The sequence below is a fragment of the Angustibacter aerolatus genome, assembly GCF_054776675.1.
Genome location: NZ_BAAHBM010000007.1, coordinates 57,154 through 77,771, shown reverse-complemented (window position 1 = coordinate 77,771; position 20,618 = coordinate 57,154). Strand labels below are relative to the sequence as shown.

At 74.8% G+C, this 20,618-nt stretch carries 22 protein-coding genes; 15 read left to right on the top strand and 7 right to left on the bottom strand.

Annotated features, from left to right (window positions below):
• The 3 genes from ACYVI6_RS03370 to ACYVI6_RS03360 form a co-directional block, all read right to left on the bottom strand.
• A partial coding sequence (locus ACYVI6_RS03370; RefSeq protein WP_460445014.1) for an HD-GYP domain-containing protein occupies positions 1 to 1,178 on the bottom strand: 1,178 nt, incomplete at its 3' end.
• Between the two features lie 104 nt (positions 1,179 to 1,282).
• Complete coding sequence (locus tag ACYVI6_RS03365; protein ID WP_460445013.1) at positions 1,283 to 2,647, bottom strand: sensor histidine kinase; 1,365 nt, start codon at positions 2,645 to 2,647, stop codon at positions 1,283 to 1,285.
• Positions 2,644 to 3,321 carry a response regulator transcription factor gene (locus ACYVI6_RS03360; RefSeq protein WP_460445012.1) on the bottom strand — a complete coding sequence of 226 codons (678 nt, stop codon included), beginning with the start codon at positions 3,319 to 3,321 and terminating at the stop codon, positions 2,644 to 2,646. The genes ACYVI6_RS03365 and ACYVI6_RS03360 overlap by 4 nt, the downstream gene beginning before the upstream one ends.
• Before the next feature lie 95 nt (positions 3,322 to 3,416).
• Between ACYVI6_RS03360 and ACYVI6_RS03355 the strand changes: the two genes are divergently transcribed.
• The 4 genes from ACYVI6_RS03355 (at position 3,417) to ACYVI6_RS03340 (ending at position 7,834) form a co-directional block, all read left to right on the top strand.
• The gene (locus ACYVI6_RS03355) at positions 3,417 to 4,577 is read left to right on the top strand and encodes a LolA family protein (RefSeq protein WP_460445011.1); all 1,161 of its coding nucleotides are present in this window, start codon (positions 3,417 to 3,419) and stop codon (positions 4,575 to 4,577) included.
• A 26-nt stretch (positions 4,578 to 4,603) separates the two neighbouring features.
• A complete protein-coding gene (locus ACYVI6_RS03350) occupies positions 4,604 to 5,560 on the top strand; it encodes an ABC transporter ATP-binding protein (protein ID WP_460445020.1) in 957 nt (318 codons plus the stop codon).
• Complete coding sequence (locus tag ACYVI6_RS03345; RefSeq protein WP_460445010.1) at positions 5,547 to 6,419, top strand: ABC transporter permease; 873 nt, start codon at positions 5,547 to 5,549, stop codon at positions 6,417 to 6,419. The genes ACYVI6_RS03350 and ACYVI6_RS03345 overlap by 14 nt, the downstream gene beginning before the upstream one ends.
• Positions 6,420 to 6,502: 83 nt before the next feature.
• A complete protein-coding gene (locus ACYVI6_RS03340; RefSeq protein ID WP_460445009.1) occupies positions 6,503 to 7,834 on the top strand; it encodes an MFS transporter in 1,332 nt (443 codons plus the stop codon).
• 80 nt (positions 7,835 to 7,914) lie between these two features.
• On the opposite strand, the gene ACYVI6_RS03335 is transcribed toward ACYVI6_RS03340, so the two are convergent.
• The gene (locus ACYVI6_RS03335; RefSeq protein WP_460445008.1) at positions 7,915 to 8,427 is read right to left on the bottom strand and encodes a hypothetical protein; all 513 of its coding nucleotides are present in this window, start codon (positions 8,425 to 8,427) and stop codon (positions 7,915 to 7,917) included.
• A gap of 132 nt (positions 8,428 to 8,559) precedes the next feature.
• Between ACYVI6_RS03335 and ACYVI6_RS03330 the strand changes: the two genes are divergently transcribed.
• The 6 genes from ACYVI6_RS03330 (at position 8,560) to ACYVI6_RS03305 (ending at position 13,981) form a co-directional block, all read left to right on the top strand.
• Complete coding sequence (locus ACYVI6_RS03330) at positions 8,560 to 8,814, top strand: hypothetical protein (RefSeq protein ID WP_460445007.1); 255 nt, start codon at positions 8,560 to 8,562, stop codon at positions 8,812 to 8,814.
• Between the two features lie 59 nt (positions 8,815 to 8,873).
• Positions 8,874 to 9,527 carry an HAD family hydrolase gene (locus ACYVI6_RS03325; RefSeq protein WP_460445006.1) on the top strand — a complete coding sequence of 218 codons (654 nt, stop codon included), beginning with the start codon at positions 8,874 to 8,876 and terminating at the stop codon, positions 9,525 to 9,527.
• Positions 9,524 to 10,021 carry a DUF6328 family protein gene (locus ACYVI6_RS03320; protein WP_460445005.1) on the top strand — a complete coding sequence of 166 codons (498 nt, stop codon included), beginning with the start codon at positions 9,524 to 9,526 and terminating at the stop codon, positions 10,019 to 10,021. The genes ACYVI6_RS03325 and ACYVI6_RS03320 overlap by 4 nt, the downstream gene beginning before the upstream one ends.
• On the top strand, positions 10,014 to 10,433 hold the full coding sequence (locus tag ACYVI6_RS03315) for a hypothetical protein (protein WP_460445004.1): 420 nt from the start codon (positions 10,014 to 10,016) through the stop codon (positions 10,431 to 10,433). The genes ACYVI6_RS03320 and ACYVI6_RS03315 overlap by 8 nt, the downstream gene beginning before the upstream one ends.
• Positions 10,434 to 10,442: 9 nt before the next feature.
• Positions 10,443 to 11,312 (top strand): siderophore-interacting protein, encoded by an 870-nt coding sequence (locus ACYVI6_RS03310; RefSeq protein WP_460445003.1) that lies wholly within the window; start codon positions 10,443 to 10,445, stop codon positions 11,310 to 11,312.
• An 80-nt stretch (positions 11,313 to 11,392) separates the two neighbouring features.
• A complete protein-coding gene (locus tag ACYVI6_RS03305; RefSeq protein ID WP_460445002.1) occupies positions 11,393 to 13,981 on the top strand; it encodes a sensor domain-containing protein in 2,589 nt (862 codons plus the stop codon).
• 27 nt (positions 13,982 to 14,008) lie between these two features.
• Here the strand turns inward: ACYVI6_RS03305 and ACYVI6_RS03300 are convergent, their stop codons facing one another.
• Positions 14,009 to 14,443: an Lrp/AsnC family transcriptional regulator gene (locus ACYVI6_RS03300; protein ID WP_460445019.1), complete on the bottom strand. Its 435-nt coding sequence runs from the start codon at positions 14,441 to 14,443 to the stop codon at positions 14,009 to 14,011.
• A 137-nt stretch (positions 14,444 to 14,580) separates the two neighbouring features.
• Here ACYVI6_RS03300 and ddaH point away from each other — a divergent pair, with 137 nt between their 5' ends.
• From ddaH to ACYVI6_RS03280, 4 genes are all read left to right on the top strand, one after another.
• Positions 14,581 to 15,435 (top strand): dimethylargininase, encoded by an 855-nt coding sequence (gene ddaH, locus ACYVI6_RS03295; RefSeq protein ID WP_460445018.1) that lies wholly within the window; start codon positions 14,581 to 14,583, stop codon positions 15,433 to 15,435.
• Positions 15,432 to 16,685, top strand: a complete 1,254-nt coding sequence (gene rocD, locus ACYVI6_RS03290; protein ID WP_460445001.1) for an ornithine--oxo-acid transaminase — start codon at positions 15,432 to 15,434, stop codon at positions 16,683 to 16,685. Before ddaH ends, rocD begins: the two co-directional genes overlap by 4 nt.
• 21 nt (positions 16,686 to 16,706) lie before the next feature.
• Entirely contained in the window at positions 16,707 to 17,399 is a 693-nt protein-coding gene (locus ACYVI6_RS03285; RefSeq protein WP_460445000.1) for a GAF and ANTAR domain-containing protein, read from the top strand.
• 77 nt (positions 17,400 to 17,476) lie between these two features.
• Positions 17,477 to 18,067 (top strand): hypothetical protein, encoded by a 591-nt coding sequence (locus tag ACYVI6_RS03280; RefSeq protein ID WP_460444999.1) that lies wholly within the window; start codon positions 17,477 to 17,479, stop codon positions 18,065 to 18,067.
• Positions 18,068 to 18,081: 14 nt separating this feature from the next.
• Here ACYVI6_RS03280 and idi read toward each other — a convergent pair whose 3' ends face one another.
• On the bottom strand, positions 18,082 to 18,624 hold the full coding sequence (idi, locus tag ACYVI6_RS03275) for an isopentenyl-diphosphate Delta-isomerase (protein ID WP_460444998.1): 543 nt from the start codon (positions 18,622 to 18,624) through the stop codon (positions 18,082 to 18,084).
• 131 nt (positions 18,625 to 18,755) lie between these two features.
• Here idi and ACYVI6_RS03270 point away from each other — a divergent pair, with 131 nt between their 5' ends.
• Positions 18,756 to 19,613 carry a L,D-transpeptidase family protein gene (locus ACYVI6_RS03270; RefSeq protein ID WP_460444997.1) on the top strand — a complete coding sequence of 286 codons (858 nt, stop codon included), beginning with the start codon at positions 18,756 to 18,758 and terminating at the stop codon, positions 19,611 to 19,613.
• Here ACYVI6_RS03270 and ACYVI6_RS03265 read toward each other — a convergent pair.
• A complete protein-coding gene (locus ACYVI6_RS03265; protein WP_460444996.1) occupies positions 19,610 to 20,578 on the bottom strand; it encodes an NAD(+)/NADH kinase in 969 nt (322 codons plus the stop codon). The two genes, ACYVI6_RS03270 and ACYVI6_RS03265, sit on opposite strands and share 4 nt — an antisense overlap.
• Between the last annotated feature and the right edge of the window lie 40 nt (positions 20,579 to 20,618).

The window sequence follows — 20,618 nt, the reverse complement described above, 5'->3', positions numbered from 1 at the left end:
GTCGCGTCGGCACGGTGCGCGTTCGGCGCGTGCCGCACGACGGACGGTGGCGCGGTGGGCGCCGAGGCGGCCTGCGCGGCGGCGGGCACGGCGCCGGCGGCGACGACGACCGCGGTGACGCCGGCGGCGTTCACCGCGCTGGACGCGGTGGCCGTGGCGAGGTTCGACACGGAGACGCTGCCGTCGCCGATCCAGCGCAGGAACGGCGTGTTGATGAGGAAGGCGAGCGGGCCCACCGACCACAGCAGGCGCGGCAGCGCGATGCGCAGGAAGGCTCGCACCATCACCGGGTCGAAGTGCGTGCCGGCGCAGCGCGCCAGCTCGGCGCGGGCGGAGACGGCGGAGCGCGCTGCCTTGTACGAGCGCGCGGCGGTCATGGTCTCGAAGCAGTCGACGACGGCGACGGCGCGGCCGGCGAGCGAGATGCCCTCGCCGCTCAGGCCGAGCGGGTAGCCGGTGCCGTCGTAGCGCTCGTGGTGCTGCGGGATGCCGAGGAACCAGGGGCCGAGCCAGGTCGCGAGCGGCTGCGCGAGCCGGGCACCGGCCTCGGGGTGCATCCGCACCTCCCGCCACTCGACCTGGTCGAGCTTGCCGGGCTTGTTCAGCACGGCGGCAGCGACCTCGAGCTTGCCGATGTCGTGCACGAGCGCCGACCAGCGCAGCCGGCCGGCGTCCGCCGCGGTGAGGCCGAGCTCCTTGGCCAGCAGGTCGCAGAAGAGCCGCACCCGCTCGCTGTGCCCGCGCGTGTGCTTGTCGTGCTTCGCGAGCGCGGTGACCAGGGCGAGCATGGTGACCGCGGCCTCCTGCTCGTCCGGCGCACCGGTCGCGAGCCGCTGCCGGATCTCGTGCACGCTGGTCGAGCGGCGGGCGACCTTCAGCCGGCTCGGGGCGCGGTCGGGGAAGATCATCGTCATCTTCAGCAGCAGGGCCAGCGGGCCCAGCCGCATGGTGAGCCGCGAGGCGAGCAGGCTGAGCACGACGGAGGCCAGCAGCACGACCATCGCCGCGGTCCAGCCCGACAGCACGGGGTGCAGCAGGTGGCCGAGCAGTCGCGAGCCGAGCAGCCCGACCGCCAGCGGGACGCCGTACTGCACGAACCGGACGCCGAGCGACAGCAGCGGGCGGGGCGCCCAGCCGGGGTCGACGTCGGGTGCGGCACGGCGGGCCACGGCGGTCACGCAGGCTCCAGGTGTCTGGCAGGGGCGTGGGGGCGGTGGCCTCACCCCCGGACCCCGACCCTTCGTCACGCCGAGCGCCGTGCGAGAGCGACGTGGTCGCCGCTTCAACCGATCGGACCAGTCACCGCACGAAGAACCACCACGAACCGGGCACCGGCGCCACCGTCCGCCCTCGCGAGCGCCTGCACGGTGCCGCCGAGCTGGCCGACGACCGAGCGCACGATGGCCAGCCCGAGCCCGGTGCCGCCCGCCTCGCGGTCGCGGGCGTCGTCGAGCCGGGTGAACCGCTCGAACACCCGCTCGCGGTCGGCCTCGGCCACGCCCGGCCCGTCGTCGACGACCTCGAGCACGGCCCGCAGGCCGTCGCGGTGCACCCGCACCAGCACCTCGGACGCCGCGTGCCGGCAGGCGTTGTCGAGCAGGTTGTCGACGACCCGGCCGGCCAGCGTCGGCGCCATCCGGACGACGACGCCGGGCTCGGCCTCGACCCGCACCGGCACCCGGTGCCCGGCCCCCGCCCGCTCGTGCGCCAGCGCCCCCAGGTCGACGTCGGACGCCGGCACCGCACCCGCCCCGGACCGCGCGAGCAGCAGCAGGTCCTCGACGAGCGCGGTCGTGCGGCCGACGTCGACCAGCGCGCCCTCCGCGACCTCCCGCCAGGCCGCCGTGTCACCGGGCACCTGCAGCGCCACCTCCAGCTGGGCGCGCAGGCTGGCCAGCGGGCTGCGCAGCTCGTGGGCGGCGTCGGCCACGAAGGCGCGCTGCCGCGAGCTCGACGCCTCGAGCCGGGCGAGCATCTCGTTCAGCGTGCGCGCGAGGGCGGCCACCTCGTCGTCCGCCGCGGGCACCGGCAGCGCCTGCGGCTGGGCCGACCCGGCCACCACCTGCTCGGCTCCGCGGCGCAGGCGCTCGACCGGCCGCAGCGCCGACGCCGACACCCGGCGCACCAGCAGCGCGATCACCAGCAGCAGCACCAGCACCCCGACGAGCACCGCGGTGCGCGCGAGCGCCGTGCCCCGCTGCACCTCGGCGAGCGACACCGCGACGAGCACGGTCTGCGCGCCGCCCTGGCCGGCGCGCTCGCCGAGCACGCGGAAGGCGTCGGTCGAGCCGACCCGCGCGCCCGGCAGCTCGACGGCCGCGCCGCCGCGCACCGCCCGCACCCCGTCGGGGTCGAGCAGCGGCGAGAGCCGGTCGCCGCCCGGTGACGACGACGCGACCCGACCGTCCTCGTCGAGCACCTGCACCACGGCGGCGCCGGTGACCGGCAGCGGGTCGGGCAGCCGGCCGGCGTCGACCAGCGCCGACACCTCCTGCCCGCGCTGGCGGGCCGAGTCGTCGAGCGAGCGCAGCAGCGCGGCACGGAACCCGAGCACCAGCAGCACCGCCGCGACCACCAGGGCCGCGGCCGTCACCGCGGTGGCCAGCACCGTGAGGCGCGTGCGCACGCCCCAGGCCGGGACGCTCACCCGCCGTCCGGGGCGAGCACGTAGCCGGAGCCGCGCACGGTCTGCACCGCCTGCCGACCGAACGGTGCGTCGATCTTGCGCCGCAGGTACCCGACGTACACCTCGACGAGGTTCAGCGTGCTGTCGGCCGCGCTGTCCCAGACGTTGTCGAGGATGTCGGCCTTCGCCACCACGTAGCCCTTGTTGCGCATCAGCAGCTCGAGCAGCGCGAACTCCCGCGCGGTGAGGCTGATCTCGACGTCGCCGCGGTGCACCTGCTTCGTGCCCGGGTCGAGCACCAGGTCGCCGGCGGTCAGCCGCACCGGACGCTCCTGCGCGCCGCGCCGCACCAGCGCCCGCAGTCTGGCCAGCAGCACGACGTACGAGAACGGCTTCGTGAGGTAGTCGTCGGCGCCGAGGTCGAGGGCGTCGGCCTGGTCGTACTCGCCGTCCTTCGCCGAGAGCATCAGCACCGGCGTCCAGCTGCCCGCCGCACGCAGCCGCTCGACCACCCGGTAACCCGACAGCCCCGGCAGCATGACGTCGAGCACGATCGCGTCGTACGCCTCGGTCGTGGCCCGGTGCAGCCCGTCGACGCCGTCGTGCGCGAGGTCGACCGCGAAGCCCTCGGCGCGCAGGCCGCGCGCGACGGCCTCGGCCATCCGCACCTCGTCGTCGACCACCAGCACCCGCACGTCCACACCCTCTCGCGCGGCGCGCTCCCCCGGCCAGGCGGACGCCGCCGGGCGCTCTCAGCGTCGTCACAGCGGGGACGGCGCAGGATGTGCGCATGCGCTCACCACTCCGTTCCCCCTCCCGCCGCTGGGCCCTGCCCGCGGGGGTCGCCGTCGTCGTCGCCGGTGGCGCGCTCGTCGTGCCGCAGCTGGCGAACGCGAACCCCGAGCTGCCCCCGGCGAACGCCGCCGAGCTGCTCGCCAGCCTGTCGCAGGCGCAGACCCGCCCGTTCAGCGGCACGGTCGTGCAGACCACCGACCTCGGCCTGCCGAAGCTGCCGCAGCAGGCCGCCGGCGGCGAGGCCGACCTGGCGACGCTGCTCGCCGGCTCGACCACCGTGCGCGTGTGGTCCGACGGCCCGACCCGCTCGCGCCTCGCGCTGCTGGGCACGTTCAGCGAGACCGACGTCGTGCGCGACGGCACCGACGTCTGGACGTGGAACAGCAAGGAGCGCAAGGCCACCCACACGAAGCTCCCCACCGAGGCGCAGCTGGAGGCTGCCGGGCTCGACCACGAGGCCGAGCGGCCGGTGGCCACCGCCACCACCCCGCAGGACGCCGCGAAGCAGGCGCTCGCCGCCGTCGACCCGAGCACGAAGGTGTCGCTCACGAAGAGCACGAAGGTCGCCGGGCGCGACGCCTACGAGCTGGTGCTGCAGCCGCGCACGACCGGCACGCTCGTCGGCCAGGTGCGGGTCGCCGTCGACGCCGACACCAAGCTGCCGCTGCGGGTGCAGGTGTTCGCGAAGGGCGCGAGCAGCCCGGCGTACGAGACCGGCTTCACCGGTCTGTCGTACGGCGACCCCGGCGACGAGGTCTTCCGGTTCACCCCGCCGAAGGGCACGAAGCCGGTCGAGAAGACGGTCACCGCGCAGCAGCTCGCGAAGGGCGCGGACCGCGCCGAGGCGAAGCGCGACGCGAAGCAGCGCGGCCCGGTGCGCGACGGCAGCGCGCCGACCGTCGTCGGGAAGGACTGGACGTCGGTGCTCGTCGCCCGCGGGGTGCCGAAGAGCGCGCTGACCGGCGGCAGCGACAGCGCGATCGCCTCCTCGCTGCTGAACGGGTTCCGCCCGGTCAGCGGGTCGTACGGCAGCGGTCGCGCGCTGCAGACCTCGCTGCTCAGCGCGCTGTGGCTGGACGACGGCCGGGTGCTCGTCGGCGCGGTGCCGGTGAAGACGCTCGAGGCCGCCGCAGCCACCGACTCGGCCGCGAGGTGACCACGCTCGAAGCGGCGACCGAGGCGGTGCCGGGCACGTCCGGCACCGCCTCGGGTCTCGCCGTCTCGACCACGGGGCTGGTCAAGGAGTTCGCCGGCGGCCAGCGCGCCGTCGACGGCATCGACCTCGAGGTCCCGCGCGGCGCCGTCTACGGGTTCCTCGGCCCCAACGGCTCGGGCAAGACGACGACGATCCGCATGCTGCTCGGGCTGGTGACGCCCACCGAGGGCCGCGTCGAGCTGCTCGGCGAGCCGATGCCGCGGGCCGGCGCCTCGGTGCTGCCCAGGGTCGGTGCGCTCGTCGAGGGGCCGGCGTTCCACCCGTACCTGTCGGGCCGCGACAACCTGCGCCGCGCCGACGCCGCCGACCGCACGACGTCCGGTCGCACCGCCCGCGCCCGCGTCGACGCCGCCCTCGAGCGCGTCGGCCTGCAGCACGCGGCGGGCAAGCGGTACCGCGCCTACTCGCTCGGCATGCGGCAGCGGCTCGGTCTCGCGATGGCGCTGCTGCGACCGCGCGAGCTGCTGGTGCTCGACGAGCCGACGAACGGCCTCGACCCGCAGGGCACCCGCGAGGTGCGGCTGCTGATCCGCGACCTCGCCGCGGAGGGCTCGACCGTGCTGGTGTCGTCGCACCTGCTGTCGGAGATCGAGCAGGTCTGCTCGCACGTCGGCGTCATGAGCGCCGGGCACCTGGTGGCGCAGGGCGGCATCGAGCAGGTGCGCGGCGCCGCCCGCACCCGCGTCGACGTCGAGGTGTCGGACGTCGAGGGCGCCGCCGACCTGCTGCGCCGACAGGGTCTCGACGGCGTGCGCACCGACCACGGCACCGTGGTGGCCGAGCTCGGCGACGCCGACCCCGAGCGGGTGCTCGCGGCGCTGGTGACCGCCGGCGTCGGCGTCCGGCAGTTCGTGCTGCACCGCCCGACGCTCGAGGACCTGTTCGTGCAGCTCACCGGGGAGGGCTTCGATGTCGAGCGCTGACACGCTGGCCCGGCCGGCCGCCCCGCGCGGCGCGGTCGCCGCCACCGACCTGCGGTTCCTCGGGTCCGAGCTGCGGCTCGTCATGACCCGCCGGCGCAACCTGGCCCTGCTCGCGGTGCTGGCCATGGCGCCGGTGCTCATCGGCGTCGCGGTCAAGGTCACCGCGGCCGACGTCGAGCCCGGCGACGGCCCCCCGTTCTTCGCGAGCATCACGCAGAACGGCATCTTCCTCGCGTTCACCGCGCTGGTGGCGGCCCTGCCGGCGTTCCTGCCGCTCGCCGTCGGCGTCGTCAGCGGTGAAGCCGTTGCGGGAGAGGCGAACCTGGGCACCCTGCGGTACCTGCTCGTGACGCCGGTCAACCGCACGCGGTTGCTCGCGGTGAAGTACGTCTCGGTCGTCTTCTACGGGCTGGTGGCCGCGCTCGTCGTCGCGGCGTCCGGCGTGATCACCGGCGCGCTGCTCTTCCCGGTCGGCGACGTCACGCTGATCTCCGGCTCGACCGTGGGCTACGGCGACGGCCTGCTGCGAGCGCTGCTGGTGGCGCTCTACGTCGCCGCCTGCCTCGCCGCGGTCGCTGCCATCGGCGTCTTCGTCTCGACGCTCACCGAGGTGCCGATCGCGGCCATGGCCACGACCGTCGTGCTGGTGCTGGTGCTCGAGATCCTCGACAGCATCCCCCAGCTCGACTTCCTCGACCAGTGGCTGATGACCCACCACTGGCTCGCCTTCGGCGACCTGCTGCGCGACCCGATCGCCCTGCACGCGATCGGCGTCGGCCTGCTGGTGCAGCTCGGCTGGGTGGCCGTGATGCTGGCCGCCGCGTGGGCGCGGCTGACCAGCAAGGACGTCACCAGCTAGCCCGCCCCGCGCCCGGCCCCGGCACCGGACGACGTACCCTCCCGGTGCCGCACGACGTCCGCGCGGCCGAGAGGGGATCCGGCGTGTGCGCTGCCTGCGGGGTGCCCGGCCACGTGGCCGAGCCGGACGTGCTCACCGCCGCGCCGCCGACCGCCGACCTGGCGACGTCCGCCGCACCGGCCGCGCCCGTCGCCCGGTTCGCGGCGCTGCGCAACCGCGACTGCCGGCCGTACCTGATCGGCACCGGCCTGTCGATGATGGCCGACAACGTCGAGCACGTCATCACCTACTGGGTGCTGTGGCAGACGTTCCACTCGCCGGCGCTCACCGGCTTCCAGGTGATCAGCCACTGGGTGCCGTTCCTGCTCTGCTCGGTGTGGTTCGGGTCGCTCGCCGACCGACACGACTGCCGCCGCGTCATCCAGGCCGCGCAGGCGCTGTTCATGCTCGTCTCCGTCGCCTGGGGCGTGCTGTTCCTCACGGGCACGCTGCGCATCTGGGAGGCCTGCGTGCTGCTGGTGCTGCACGGGCTGGCCGGGTCGCTGTGGGGGCCGGGCGAGCAGCTGATGCTGCACGACTTCGTCGGCCGCGACGAGCTGCCGAGCGCGGTGCGGCTCAATGCGACGTTCCGCAGCCTGGGCATCCTGTTCGGGCCGGTGGTCGGCTCCGCGCTGCTCCTGGGGCTCGGGCCGACGCGAGGCATCTTCGCCAACGTGCTGATCTACCTGCCGCTCACGCTGTTCCTGTTCCGCACGAAGTTCACCGGGCACACCCGCGAGGGCGCTGCGCGACGTCCGCGGGTCGGGGCGCTGGACGCGCTGCGGGTGCTGCGCGACGTCAGCAGCGACCGCACGCTGGTGAGCATGGTCGTGCTCGCCGGACTCGGGTCGTTCTTCGTCGGCGCCTCGCTGCAGAGCTCGATGCCGATCTTCGCCCACGACCTCGGCGCGGGCGGCGCGGGCACGGCGTACGGCGTCCTGCTGTTCGCGAACGGCGCCGGCGGAGTCATCGGCGGCGTGCTGCTGGAGGCGACCGGCCGCATCCGCCCCACGGTGCGGACGGCGGTGGTCAGCACGCTCGTCTACGGCGTCACCACCCTCGGCTTCGCGCTGACCGGCAGCTACCTCGCGGCCGTCGGCCTGCTGCTCGTGGGCGGCGTCGCCAACCTGGCCTCGATGTCGATCGGCCAGACCATCGTGCAGCTGCGCGCCCCCGCCGCCGACCGCGGCCGCGTCGTCGGGCTCTACGGCATGTCGGCCAACGGCCTGCGGGCCGGCAGCGGCTTCACCGTCGGGCTGCTGGGCGCGGCCGTCGGCGTGCACGTGTCGCTCGGGCTCAGCGCCGCGGCCCTGGTGCTCGGCACCCTGCTCGCCGGCGTCGTCGCCCTGCGCGCGCTGCGCCCCACCACCACCTGACCACCCCCGCCGAGCTGCGAGCAGTGGTTGACCTGCAGGCCCGGCGGTCGACCACTACCCGCAACTCGGCGTGAGCCTGGTCAGAGGCCGGGGCCCTTGGCGCGGACGGCGTCGACCGCGGTCATCGCCTCGCGCAGCTCACCCAGCCAGGCCTCGGCGTGCCGGCCGGTGAGCCGCACGCACCAGACCAGGGCCTCGGCGCGCGAGCGGGCCACGCCGGAGGCGACGAGCGTGTCGAGCACCTGCCGCTCGGGCTGCCGCAGCCGGGTCATCACCGGCACGGCCAGGTGCGTGAACAGCTCGCGGTGCTCCCCCACGACCACGCCCCAGGCCACCTTGCGGCCGTAGCGGTGCTCGGTCTCGTCGGCGATCGCCATCCGCTGGCGCCGCGTGCTCTCGCGCCAGGAGGTGGCCCGGCCGGCCGCGGCCGCCGCCTGCTCGGGCTCGCCCGCGGCCTCGGGCAGCTGCGGTGCGTCGACGTGCACGACCACCGTGATCTCGTCCTTGTCGACCGTCACCTCGGGGGCGGTCTGCGTCCACTCCTGCGGCAGCCGGCCGGTCAGCCAGCCGCGCACCTCGTCCGTCGTCGTCATGCCTCACGATTACATGATTACAGAGTTTGTGCAACGAACGTCTGGTGCCGAATCGACCGAACCGGGCGACACTGGACGGGCGACGGTCAGGACGAGGCCGTCCACCCCACGACGAGGTGGAGGACGAGCTCTATGACGATCACCAGCACCCGCACCGAACCGCAGATCGACCTGACGATCCGGCCGGCGCTCCCGACCCAGGGCACCGACCCGGTGGAGCAGCTGCGCGCCGCGTACGCCGACCGGCTGGCTGCCATCCGCAACGGCGCCGACCCCGACTCGCTGAGCGCGAACGCCGAGCGCATCCGCGAGCTCGAGCAGACCGTGCACGACCACAGCGCCGCCGGGGTCACGCTGATCCCCGACACCGCGCTGTTCCTGGGCTGACCCAGGTCGTCCCCCGTGCCGGCGCGCGGCACCCGCCGCGTGCTGGCACGGTGGACGGCGTGACCGCAGCCCTGCTCGACGTCGACGGCACGCTCGTCGACAGCAACTACCACCACGTCATCGCCTGGAGCCGGGCCTTCGCTCGCCACGACCTGCACCCGAGCCTCTGGCAGATCCACCGCGCCATCGGCATGGGCGGCGACAAGCTGGTCGAGGCCGTCGCCGGCGACGACGTCGAGGAGCGCCTCGGTGACGCGCTGCGCGACGGGTGGGAGGAGGAGTTCGCGCCCCTGCTCGGCGAGATCCAGCCCGTCGAGGGCGCTCGCGACCTGATCGCCGCCCTGGCCGACCGCGGCTTCCAGGTGGTGCTGGCGACGTCCGGCAAGCCCGACCAGGTCGACCACTTCCTCGACCTCCTGCAGTGCCGTGACCTGCTGACCGCGTGGACGACGTCCGAGGACGTCGGCTCGACGAAGCCCGACACCGACCTCATCGAGGAGTCGCTGCGGCGCGCCGGGCAGGAGCGGGGCATCATGCTCGGCGACTCGCGCTGGGACTTCGAGTCGGCGCGGCGAGCGGGCGTGCAGGGGGTCGGCGTGCTGACCGGCGGGTTCAGCGAGCCCGAGCTGCGCGACGCCGGTGCGGACGAGGTCTGGCGGCGGGTCGACGACCTGCTCGAGCGGCTCGACGAGAGCCTGCTCGCGGCGCCGTGACCAGGTCGGCGCCGGACGCCGCGCCCGACGGCCGCGACGAGAGCGCCACCGAGCGGGCCGACCGCAACTGGAACGAGCTGCTGCAGGAGCTGCGGGTCACCGAGACCGGCGTCCAGGTGCTCACCGGGTTCCTGCTGACGGTGCCGTTCCAGCAGCGTTTCGCCGACCTCGACCGGTTCCAGCGCGGCACCTACGTCGTGGCGGTGCTGCTCTCGGCGACCGCCACCATGCTCGTGGTGTCACCCGTCAGCTGGCACCGCATCCTGTTCCGGCACCAGCGCAAGCCGCTGCTCGTGCGCACCGCCGACCGGTTCGCGCGCGCCGGGCTGGTGGTCCTCGCGGCAGCGATCACCGCGGTCATCGTGCTGGTGCTCGACGTCGTGACCGACGACCGCTGGATCGGTCTGGCCGTCGGTGCGGTGGCGCTGCTGGCGTTCACCGTGTTCTGGTTGCTGCTCCCCCTGCTGGTCCGACAGAGGAGTTCCCGTGGCTGATGGTCCCGACGTCACCGACGCGCTCGGCGTGCTCGGCAACGCGCTGGAGAAGGTGGAGCGGGCGCGCGGGCGCCTCTACGACTTCCACCAGCTCACCGGTGCCGCCGACCTGGCGCTGAGCGAGGCGATCGACGCGCTGCGCGAGGTGGGCCTGACCGAGCAGGCCGATCGGCTCGACCGCGAGCTGGTCGGACGCAACGTGGTCGCCGACCGCTGGACCTTCCAGCTCGTCGAGGACTACGACGACAACTACTACGGCGTCTTCCGTGAGCTCGAGCAGTGGGTGCGCGACAGCGTCGGCGAGCCGCGCCGGCACGCGGCGGAGCAGCGCATGAAGGACGAGCGCCGCAGCCGCGGCGTCACCGGTCACGAGGCCGGGCCGCCCAGCCACCCCACCGGCGAGGCCGGGTAGCCTCCAGCGGTGACCGAGACCGCCGCGCCGCAGCCCACCCGGGCCGGACGTCGGCGGGCGCGGCGCGCGGTGGTGCAGCGGGTCGAGCGCATCGCGCCGTCGATGGTGCGGGTGGTGCTCGGCGGCCCCGGCCTGGCCGACTTCCCGGCGGCCGTGCACACCGACGCGTACGTCAAGCTGGTGTTCCAGCACCCGGACGCACCCTGGCAGGGTGACCTCGACCTCGAGGCCGTCCGCGAGCAGCTGCCGCCCGAGCAGTGGCCGCGGCAGCGCACCTACACCGTGCGCCGGTGGGACCCGGTCACTCGTGAGCTGACGGTCGACCTCGTGGTGCACGGCGACGTCGGCCTCGCGGGTCCGTGGGCCGACCGGGCCCGGCCCGGCGACGAGCTGCACCTGCTGGGCCCGGGCGGCGGCTACGCCCCCGACCCCGCTGCCGACTGGCTGCTGCTGGCCGGCGACGAGAGCGCGCTGCCGGCGATCGCGGCGTCCGCCGAGGCGCTGCCGGCCGGCGTGCACGCACGGGTGCTGGTCGAGGTGGCCGGCTCGGACGACGAGGTCGAGGTGACGGCGCCGAGCGGCGTCCGGGTCACCTGGCTGCACCGCGGTGCGCGGCCGGTCGGCGAGGCGCTCGTGGCCGCCGTGCGCGACGCCGGGCCGCTGCCCGGGCGCGGCCAGGCCTTCGTGCACGGCGAGGCGGCCTTCGTGCGCGAGCTGCGCCGCGTGCTGCGCACCGACTGGGGCCTGCAGCGCGACCAGCTGTCGGTGTCGGGCTACTGGCGGCACGGCGTCGACGACGAGGGCTGGCGCGCGGGCAAGCGGGCGTGGAACGAGCAGGTCGAGGCCGACGACCGCGCCGCCGGGCTCGACGACGGCTGAGCGCCGCACCTGGCGGCCTGCGACGCGCGTCACCCGTTCGCCGACCTCAAGACGTCTCGGGCGCCGGTCGATGGGCTGACGTGCCCGAACCGACCGACGCGATGCCGCCTGCCGGCCCGCCCTCGGTCGACCTCGTCTTCGACGCGACGCCCATGGGCATGGCCATCGTGTCGGCCGAGGGCGTCTACCAGCGGGTCAACCGGGCCTACGCGGCGATGATCGGCCGGCTGCCCGAGCAGATGGTCGGTCGCAGCTGGCGGGACTTCAACACCGACCGCCAGGTGGTCGCCGACGTCAGCGAGCTGGGCCACGTGCTCGACCGGCACGAGGGCGTGGTGCTGCACGAGAAGGAGTACCTGCACCGCGACGGCTCCCGCGTGCCGGCGCAGCTCTCGCTGTCGATGGTGCGGACGCCGGGGGCGGAGCCGGTGCTGCTCGTGCAGGCGGAGACGCTCGGGGCGCAGCAGCTGGCCCAGCGGCGCCTGCGCGAGGTGCACTCGACGTACGACGGCGTGGTCGCCGTCGACCCCGTCGGCCGCGTCGTGGGGTGGGACGTCGGGGCCGAGCGCCTGTTCGGCGTGCCGGCCGCCGAGGTGACGGGGCGCGGCATCGACCAGCTGCTGCCGCGGTCGGAGGACCCCGAGCACCAGCGCGTGATCCAGGCACTGTGCCGCGGCGAGGTGCCCCGGCTGCCCGGCGGCACCCTCGAGGCGCAGCTGCGGCGCGCGGACGGCACGCCGCTGTGGATCGAGATGTCGCTCACCGGCGACACCGGCCTCTCCCACGCGCACCTGGTCGTGCGGCTGCGCGACGTCACCGACCGCCGGACGGCCGAGCTCTGCGCGAACCTGGTGCGCACCGCGGCCAGCACGGCGAACTCCGCCGACAACCTGGCCGACAGCGCCCAGCAGGTGCTGCACGACGTCTGCAGCCGGCTGGGGTGGGTCGCCGGCCGGGCGTGGACGGGTGGCGACGCCCCGGCGTCCTGGTACGTGCGCGAGCACCGGCACCCGGCGGGCGAGGTCTGCCCGTTGGAGGCCCACCGCGCGCTCGGATCCACCGACCACCTGCGGCGGATGGCGCGGCGCGGCACCGCGGTGCTGCACACCGCCGACCTGACCCGTGGTGACGTCCGCGACGCCCTCGCCACCTGCGGCGTGCAGCGCGTCGTCTCGGTCCCGGTGGTCGCCGGGGGCGACGTCGCCGGCCTCTTCGCGTTCTACGTGCCGCGCGGCGCGCCCGCCGGCGAGCAGGTGCTGCAGGCGATCGAGCAGGTGGGCCTGCTGCTCGGGCAGGTCGTCGAGCGCGAGCGGTCGATGCAGCGCCTCGCCTTCCAGGCCGCGCACGACCCGCTCACCTCGCTGGCCAACCGCCGCCGCGTGCTGGAGGAGATCAGCGTCGTCCAGCAGCGGATGGCCGACGGCAGCGAGCAGGGCCGGGCCGCCGTGCTCATCGTCGACGTCGACCGGTTCAAGCTGGTCAACGACTCGCTCGGGTACGTCGCGGGCGACGTCGTGCTGCAGGAGGTCGCCACCCGGCTGCGCGCGGTGGTGCCCGCCGAGCAGCTCGTCGGCCGGCTGGGCAGCGACGAGTTCGTGGTGCTGCACCGCGGCGAGGTGCTGGCCGACGGCGACGCCGCGCCGCCCGGCACCGCGCTCGCGGAGCAGCTGATGGCCGCGCTCACGACGAGCCTCGACGTCGCCGGGCAGCGGGTGCCGCTGCACGTCAGCATCGGCGTCTGCCCGCTCGGCCCCGACCACGCGGAGGCGGCGCACTACCCGGCCGCCGTGCTGCGCGACGCCGACGCCGCGCTGCGGCTGGCCAAGCGGCGCGGCCGCTCGCGCGTCGAGGTGTTCGACGCCCTGCTGCGCAGCGACACGATGACCCGCATGAGCGACGAGGCCGCGCTCGGCCAGGCGATCGCCGTCGACGGCCTCGAGCTGCACTACCAGCCGATCATGTCGCTCGGCGAGGGCGTGCCGACCGGCGTCGAGGCGCTGGTGCGATGGTCGCGACCCGGGCACGGCATGGTCTCGCCCGGCGAGTTCATCCCGCTCGCCGAGGAGAGCGGGCTGATCGTCGAGCTCGGCCGCTGGGTGCTGCGCCGCGCCTGCGCCGACGCCGCCCGCTGGCCGACGCTGCTGCCCGAGCTGCACCGCACCAGCGTCAGCGTCAACGTCTCCAGCCGGCAGCTGCTGCACCCCCGGTTCCTCGACCACGTCGACGAGGCGCTGCTCGAGTCCGGTCTGCCGGCCACGCGGCTGATCGTCGAGATCACCGAGAGCGTGCTGATCGACGACACCCAGACCGTCGACGGCGTGCTGAAGTCGTTGCGCCGCAGGGGGATCCGCCTCGCGCTCGACGACTTCGGCACCGGCTACAGCTCGCTCGGCTACGTCAAGGCGCTGCCCGTCGACATCCTGAAGATCGACAAGAGCTTCGTCGACCCGATCACCGGCGTCGACGAGGGCACCGCGTTCAGCGAGGTCGTGCTGAAGCTCGCCGAGGCGACCGGCCTGCGCACCGTCGCCGAGGGCGTCGAGTCGGCGCACCAGGCCGAGGCGCTGGCCCGCCTCGGCTGCCACAGCGGCCAGGGCTTCCTCTGGTCGCGCCCCCTGCCCGAGCACGAGCTGCTGCACCGCATCGCCCAGCTGCGCGCGCACGCCTGAGCGCGCCGGCCGGACATCAGCCTGACGTCAGCCGGACGTCAGGCGGGTCAGCACGATGTGCGACCGGGTCTGCTGCACGACGCCCTCGCCGCGGATCGCCTCGAGCGCGCGCTGCAGGTGCTCGATGTCCTCGACGCGCAGGTGCAGGATCGCGTTCGCCTCACCGGTGACCGTGAACGCCGAGGTGACCTCGGGCATCCGGGCCACCAGGTCGGCGATGTCGTCGCGGCTGGTCCTGCCCTGGCAGAACAGGTCGACGATGGCCTCCACCTGCCAGCCGGCGGCCTCGGGGTCGACGTCGGCGTGGAACCCGCGGATCACGCCGGCGTCGAGCATCCGGTCGACCCGTCGCTTCACCGCGGGCGCGCTCAGCCCCACCGAGGCGCCGATCGTCGAGTACGACGTCCGCGCATCGTTGCGCAGGAGGCTCATGATCTGACGGTCGACGCCGTCGAGACGCAACGAACTGCTCATGCGACGCAATGGTACGTCGTTGATCGCCGCCCTCGGCATGCCGACAATGAGAGAACGTTGCGCCCGGCCCGGGCGCCCTGTGCCCGAGAGGGGGATCCGTGCTCGACACGCCCGTCGCACCCACCCTGCCGCCCGTCCAGCGTCCGTCCGAGGAGCAGCAGCCGGTGCGGGTCGCCCGCCCGCGCAGCTACGTGATGTGCCGCCCGACCTACTTCGACGTCGAGTACGCGATCAACCCCTGGATGGACCCGACGCTCGCCGTCGACCGCGAGCTCGCGCTGCGCCAGTGGCAGGGGCTGGTCGACGCCTACCGCGCGCTCGGCCACGAGGTGCGGGTCGTGGAGGGCGTCGAGGGCCTGCCCGACATGGTGTTCGTCGCCGACAGCGGGCTGGTCGTCGACGGCGTGGGCGTGGGCGCGCGGTACCTGTCGCCGATGCGGCAGGCCGAGGCGCCCGCCGTGCAGGCCTGGCTGCGCGACCAGGGGGTCGTCGACCTCCACATGCCGACGTTCGTGAACGAGGGCGAGGGCGACTTCCTGGTCGTCGGCGGCCTCGTGCTCGCCGGCACCGGGTTCCGCACCGACCTCGCCGCCCACCACGAGGCGCAGGAGCACCTCGGCGTCCCGGTCGTCAGCCTGCAGCTCGTCGACGCCCGCACCTACCACCTCAACACCGCGCTCGGCGTCCTCGACGACCGCACCGTGGCGTACTACCCGCCCGCGTTCAGCGACGGCAGCCGGCGGGTGCTCGAGCGGCTCTTCCCGGACGCCGTGATCGCCACCGCCGAGGACGTCTCGTGGCTCGGCCTCAACCTGGTGAGCGACGGCCGCAACGTCGTCCTCCCCGCCCAGGCGACCCGCCTCGCCGACGAGCTGCGCCTGCGCGGCTACCACCCAGTCCCCGTGGACCTGTCCGAGCTGCGCAAGAGCGGCGGCTCGGCCAAGTGCTGCACCCTCGAGCTGCACAGGAGCACCCGATGACCCAGACCACCGACCGCCCGGCGTCCGCCGTCACCCCCACGACCGAGCACGAGCTCGAGCGGGCCGAGGCGCACAGCGCGCACAACTACCACCCGCTGCCCGTCGTGGTCGCCGAGGCCGAGGGCGCCTGGGTGACCGACGTCGACGGCAAGCGGTACCTCGACATGCTGGCCGGCTACTCCGCGCTGAACTTCGGCCACCGCCACCCGGCGCTCGTCGAGGCCGCCAAGCAGCAGCTCGACCGCGTCACCCTGACCAGCCGCGCGTTCCAGCACGACGGCTTCGCCGCCTTCTGCGAGGACCTGTCGCGGCTCACCGGCAAGCAGGCGGTGCTGCCGATGAACACCGGCGCCGAGGCCGTCGAGACCGCGCTGAAGCTGGCCCGCAAGTGGGGCTACGACGTCAAGGGCGTGCCGGCCGACACCGCGCACATCGTGGTCGCGGGCGAGAACTTCCACGGCCGCACCATCGCGATCGTCGGCTTCTCGACCGACCCCGACGCCCGCGACGGCTTCGGCCCGTTCGCGCCCGGCTTCACCGTCGTGCCCTACGGCGACGCCGAGGCGCTGGCCGCCGCGATCACGCCGTCCACCGTCGGGGTGCTGCTGGAGCCGGTGCAGGGCGAGGCCGGCGTCGTCGTCCCCCCGAAGGGGTACCTGACCGCTGTCCGGGACATCTGCACCCGCGAGCGCGTGCTGATGCTCGCCGACGAGGTGCAGTCGGGGCTCGGCCGCACCGGCCACACGTTCGCCTGCGACGCCGAGGGCGTCGTGCCCGACGTGTACGTGATGGGCAAGGCGCTCGGCGGCGGCATCCTGCCGGTGTCGGGCATCGCGGCCGACCGCGACGTCATGGACGTGCTGCACCCGGGCCAGCACGGCTCGACGTTCGGCGGCAACCCGCTGGCCTGCGCCGTCGCCCGCGCGGTCATCGCGCTGCTCGAGACCGGCGAGCCGCAGGCCCGCTCGCGCGAGCTCGGCGAGCACCTGCACGCCCGGCTGCGCGCCCTGCCGTCGGACCTCGTGGGCGAGGTGCGCGGCGTCGGGCTGTGGGCCGGCGTCCAGCTCGCCGACGGGATGCCCCGCGCCCGCCTGGTCTGCGAGCGGCTGCTCGAGCGCGGCGTGCTCGCCAAGGACACCCACGAGCACACCATCCGGCTCGCCCCGCCGCTCGTCGTCACCCGCGAGGAGCTCGACTGGGCGGTCGACCAGCTCGAGGCCGCGATCCTGGACGACGCCTCCCGGGGCTGAGTCGTGGGCGATACTGCCCCCGTGACCGATCTCGTCGTCGCGCGGACCTTCGAGCAGCTCGCCGCACTCGTGGCGGAGCGGCCCGGGGTCGCCGCCGTGCACCAGGCGCTGGTCGACCTGGCGCCGCACGTCGTGCCCGGCTGCGACCACGCCAGCCTCATGCTCGCGAAGGGCAGCGGGTACGTCACCGCGGCGTCCAGCGACCCGACCGGGGCCCTCGTCGACCGCCTCGAGCGGGAGTGCGGCGAGGGTCCCTGCGTCGACGCCATCCGCGAGGTGGCCTACGAGCTGGCCCCGGACGTCGCCGAGGAGTGCTGCTGGCCGGGCCTCGCCGAGCGCGTGCTGCAGGAGTCACCGGTGCGCGGCATGGCCGGCTACCGGATCGTCGTCGAGGACCGCAAGGTCGGTGCGCTGAACCTGTTCTCCGACCGGCCCGGCGGCTTCACCCGCGCCTCCGGCGACGCCGGGGTGCTGCTCGCCGCGTTCGCGACCACGGCGCTGGCCGGCGCGAGCGAGCACGCGCGCGCCGAGAGCCTGTCGCGCGGCCTGCAGAGCAACCGCGAGATCGGCACCGCCGTCGGCCTGCTCATGGCGACCCACGGCGTGAGCGCCGACCGCGCCTTCGAGGTGCTGCGCGAGACGTCGTCCGAGCTGAACGTGAAGCTCGCCGAGCTGGCCCGCCGGGTCGTCGCCGACGCCGAGGCACCCCGCTAGCCAGCAGGTACGACCAGCGACAACCGTGTCGTCTGCTAGGTTGCCTTCAGGTCATCAACCTGCTGGAGGCCGCAGCGGTGCGTACGACGATCGTCGCCGGAGTGCTGCTGCTGTCGGCCTGCAGCGGCAGCGGCGAGCAGGTGGCACCGTCACCCCAGGGCACTGCGACCACCTCGAAGACGCCCGAAGCGCCACTGAGTCCGCAGGTCGCGCCGGCGCTCTACCAGCTGCCGGTGCAGCGCGGCGAGCGAGTGTCCGACGGCGCCCTGGTCGTGCAGAACACGTCGGGCGCGCCGGTGCGGCTGCTGTCCGTCGACGCGCTGTTCCACGACGGCGTGCGACCGAGCGGCACCCAGCTGCTCGCACCCCACCTGGTCGTGCTCGACCAGCGGCAGGCCGACGACTCGGGCCTCGGCATCCAGCGCAGGTACCCGCCGGCGGTCACGGCCGGCGAGTCACGGCGGGTGCTGGCCGGCTCCGTGCTCGAGCCGGGTGCGCGGGCCGCCCTCGTGCTGGGGCTGCGACTCACGAGGGGCGCTGCGACGGTCGTCGCCGTGCGGGTCGTCAGCGACGTCGGCGGTCGCACCGTCGCGCAGCTGGTCGACCACCAGGTCATGCTGTGCACCGGTCGCCCGCGCGGGTCGACCACCTGCCCCGCGCCGTCCTGACCGGAGGCGCTCGCTCAGAGGCCGGCGGCCTCGAGGGCGGCGACCTGCAGCACCGACCAGGGGCTGAGCAGCCAGGGCGAGCTGGCGGCGGTGCGGCGGTACTCGGCCCAGTCGACCCAGCGCCAGTCGCCGACCTCGTCGGGGTCGGGCACCGGGTCGGCGTCGACGGTGGCGGTGAAGACCGGGCAGACCTCGTGCTCGACGAGCCCCTCGGCGGACGTCGCGCGGTAGCTGAAGTCGGGCAGCGCGAGGTCGAGCCGCACGGGCTGGAGCGACAGCTCCGTGGCGAGCCCGCGGCGGGCGGCGTCGGCGAGGGTCTCGTCCGGCGCCGGGTGGCCGCAGCACGAGTTCGTCCAGACGCCGGGGAACGTGCGCTTCACCTGCGCGCGCCGGGTGGTCAGGAAGCGGCCCTCGGCGTCGAACACGTACACCGAGTAGGCGAGGTGCAGCGGGGTGTCGTCGGTGTGCACCTCCGCCTTGGGCATCGTGCCGATCGGCTGGTGGTCGTCGCTCAACAGCACGACGAGGTCGTCGCGGACGCCGCTGCTTGCTTGCATCCCGTCATCATAGGCCGACACGACGGCGGGCCGCTCCCGGCTGCCGGCGACCCGGCGGCCTACCCTGGACGGGTCCCGTCACGTCGCCGCGCCCGAGGGAGCCCCGCATCGCCGACGTCGAGCAGCCTCGCGTGCCGCCCAGGCACCGCGCCGCGCCTGCCGCGCGCCCGACGCGCCGCCGGGTGTCGGCCCGGGTGCGGCGGCGCCGCTCGCTGCTCGCGTTCGTGCTGCTGGTGACCCTGGTGACCCTCACGGTGCGTTCGGTGCACGGCGGCGGCGGCGACCCGGCGGCGGCCCGGCCGGCCCCCCTGCCCACGACCACCCCGACGGCCGGCACCACGCCGTCGAGCGCCACGCCGTCGACCCCTCCCTCGCAGGTCGCCCAGGCCGCGCCCAGCCGGCTCGACCGGCTCGCCGGGCTCGGCCCGCGCACGTCGGCGAAGGTGCCGGCGTCGGCCGGCCAGGTGGTCGTCGTCCAGGGCGACGACGCCGACGGCGGGACCTCGCGGATCGCGCTGTACCAGCGCAGCGGGTCGACGTGGACGCGCACCGCCGGGTGGAGCGGGCACAACGGCGCCAAGGGGTGGACGACGGCGCACCGCGAGGGCGACCTGCGCACCCCGGTCGGCGTGTTCACGCTCAGCGACGCGGGCGGCAGGATGGCCGACCCCGGCACGAAGCTGCCGTACCACCGCTCGACGAAGTTCGAGCCGTCGGGCAGCGCGGTGTTCGGCGACTCGCTGGCCGGCAGCTTCGACTACGTCGTGGCCGTCGACTTCAACCGGCAGCGCGGGGTCTCGCCGCTCGACACCACCCGCCCGCAGGGGTGGGACCGGGGCGGCGGCATCTGGCTGCACGTCGACCACGACGGGCCGACGCACGGGTGCGTCTCGGTGCCGGAGGCCGGCATGCGCACCCTGCTGCGCGCGCTCGACCCCGCCCAGCACCCCGTCGTCGTGATGGGCGACGCGACGCGGCTGCGCGCCTAGCCCTCGCGCTCGGCCTCGTCGCGCAGCTCGACGACGCGCTCGCGCACCCGCTCGGGCACGAGGTCGAGCAGCTGGTCGGATCGCAGCGGCAGGTCGAGCAGGCTCAGCCTGACCCGGCTGCGGCTGGCGTGCTGGCCGGCCGAGAGCCGCACCACCCGGGCGGCGTCCTCGCGCAGCGTGGCCTCGACGACCTGACCGGCGTGCAGCGTGGCCGCCGGGGTGCCGTCGACCTCGACGCCGAGCTCGGCGCTGTCGGGGGCGACGCGCAGCCGCACGTGGTCGTCCGGCCCGAGCACCACCGCCCGGCTGATGCCCGCCGTCGGCGCCACCGGCGTCACGACCACGACCTGGGCGGACGGCGACACGACCGGCCCGCCGGCGGCGAAGTTGTAGGCCGTGCTGCCGGTCGCGGTCGAGACGACGAGCGCGTCGCAGCGGTAGTAGCCGTAGTCCTGGCCGTTCACCGACAGGTCGACCGACGCCAGGCCCTGGCGGCCGAGCCGGGCGAGCACGAGGTCGTTGAAGCCCGCGGTGGTGGCCAGCTCGACGTCGTCGCTCGTGACGTCGAGGCAGGCGTGCGGCTCGAGGGTGACCTCCTCGGTCACCAGCCGGGCCAGGGCGTCCGACAGCTCGTCGGGGGTGACCTCGACGAGGAACCCGAGGTTGCCGTGGTTGACGCCGAGCACCGGCACCCGGCGCGGCATCGACAGCCGCATCGCGCCGAGCATGGTGCCGTCGCCGCCGAGGCTCACGACGCCGTCGACGACGTCGGCGAACACCTCGTCGGGCACCGGCTGCGCACCGGCCGCGCGCTCGGCGTCCGACTGGCGCACGACGACGTGCACGCCGTGCTCGCTGCCCCAGCGCACGATCCGGTCGACGCTGACGTCGACCGGTCTCGTGGGGTGCACGACGAGGCCCACGGTCGTGCGGGCGCTGTGGTCACCGGAGCCCAGGGTCCCCATGCGGGCACTGTACGGGCGCGACGCGTCGGCGGCTCCGTGC